2 protein-coding genes are annotated in these 1,754 nt (G+C 42.9%); one reads left to right on the top strand and one right to left on the bottom strand.

Annotated elements, in window-relative coordinates:
• The coding region (locus tag G4P69_RS37820) for a formylglycine-generating enzyme family protein (RefSeq protein ID WP_243903189.1) at window positions 1-1,031 on the top strand (1,031 nt) is incomplete at its 5' end.
• 313 nt (window positions 1,032-1,344) lie between these two features.
• Here the strand turns inward: G4P69_RS37820 and G4P69_RS37815 are convergent.
• Window positions 1,345-1,754, bottom strand: a 410-nt coding sequence (locus G4P69_RS37815; RefSeq protein ID WP_339385290.1) for a transposase, incomplete at its 5' end; no start/stop codon positions are given.

Raw genomic sequence — 1,754 nt, 5'->3', positions numbered from 1 at the left:
CTCGCAGTGCCAAAGGCAATGTAGACTACATTCGACCAGAGATTGTTCAGCCACCGCAAACCGATGACCTCAGTGGCGATCATGACCTACACTACACCCGAGTCCGTGACTTGCCAAAAGCAGCAAATTGGAAAGGCGCTGAAGGAGCACCGACAAAGACAAGTACCCCCTACGATTATTCAATTTCTATCCAAAAATCTCAACGTTCCTTAGAAACTAAGGTAATAACAAGAATTGAAAAGGGTGGATTTTTAGACTTGGGAAAGTTAACTATTTTCACAAATAGCAGTGTATTTGAAGTTGAAATTTACAAAGAGAATCTTGGCAAAGACGTATATTTAGAACTCGTCATGGTTCGTCAAGGTACTTTTTTGATGGGCTCCTCAAACGAAGAAAGTGATCGAATAGATTGGGAGGGACCACAGCGTTCTGTTAATGTAGGTAGTTTTTTGATAAGCCAATGTGTTATTAACCAAGTACAGTGGAATCGGGTATCCGCCTTGCCCAAGATTGATATGGACTTGAATCCGGATCCATCATACTTCAAAGGTGACAGAAACCCTGTAGAGAAAGTTTCTTGGTATGAAGCTTATGAGTTTTGCAACAGGCTATCTCAGCTAACCCGCAGAGTCTACCGTCTACCTAGTGAAGCTGAATGGGAATATGCTTGCCGTGCTGGCACGAGGACACCGTTTTATTTCGGCGAAATAATCACACCAGACTTAGCAAATTTCGCTGGTAAACATCAGAGAATAACGACAGAAGTAAATCAGTTCTTTCCGAATGCTTTCGGCTTATATGGCATGCATGGGAATGTTTTAGAGTGGTGTGCCGATCACTGGCATGAGAATTACGTGGGCGCACCAAATGATGGTTCAGCCTGGTTATCTGATAACAAAAATGCAAAGCGTGTTGCAAGAGGAGGATCTTGGGATGTTGATCCATCCTATTGCCGTTCGGCAAGGCGTTCAAGATACTTACCAGACGTCCGCCAGAGAACTGTCGGATTTCGAGTTATTTGCGAGCAGTAACACCCAATTGAGGCAGGATTTGGGGTAGAGTGTTGACGACCTGGATTTGTTATTAGTTATACATAATTCAGAGGAATAACGGGACTTAAACAAAACAGAAGGGAAAAATAGGATATACTCCTAAGAAACACACCCCACCAGAGTAATTTTTGTAAGGAAATAGCGCTTTAAATTACCAATAGTCACATGCTAATAACCACACCTTGTTCTTAAACAGCGCGTCATCTGAATCTTTTTATGATTTCAAGTAGTGGTATTTAGTTTCAGCGTGCTGGTTATATCAGTAATATAAACAACTAATGAACACAGTAGCTCAAGAAGCACATTGTTCTTGCTCAATAGTAGGTTGAGCGACTAAATCAAACCCAAGAGCATGAGCTTTCTTCTTCAGGTTGTTGACAATACGTTCTTGGTATCTTTGCTCATAGGCATCGACACCTGGGTCTGCAAATGCGGCTCCAGATGTCCAAAGACGATAGAAAATACGTGCTAGTTTATGGGCAGCTGCGGTAATTGCCTTTGGCGCTCCCATACGGGATTGCATACGTCTGTAAAATCCTCCTAAAGCTGAATAGCTTCTGCAAAGAGTTTGTGCGGCCATGCGGAAAGCGTTGGCTGCTCTATTGATAACAGGGCGAGTTTTAGAACTTTTGGCCTTACCCCCAGTGATGCGACTACCAGGACATAATCCCAACCAAGAAACGAAGTGCTTAACCGTAGGAA

This window comes from Aetokthonos hydrillicola CCALA 1050 (assembly GCF_017591665.1).
Taxonomy (GTDB): Bacteria; Cyanobacteriota; Cyanobacteriia; order Cyanobacteriales; family Nostocaceae; genus Aetokthonos; species Aetokthonos hydrillicola.
Note: the sequence above shows the minus strand (reverse complement) of the source record. Positions and strands in the feature narration are given on the sequence as shown.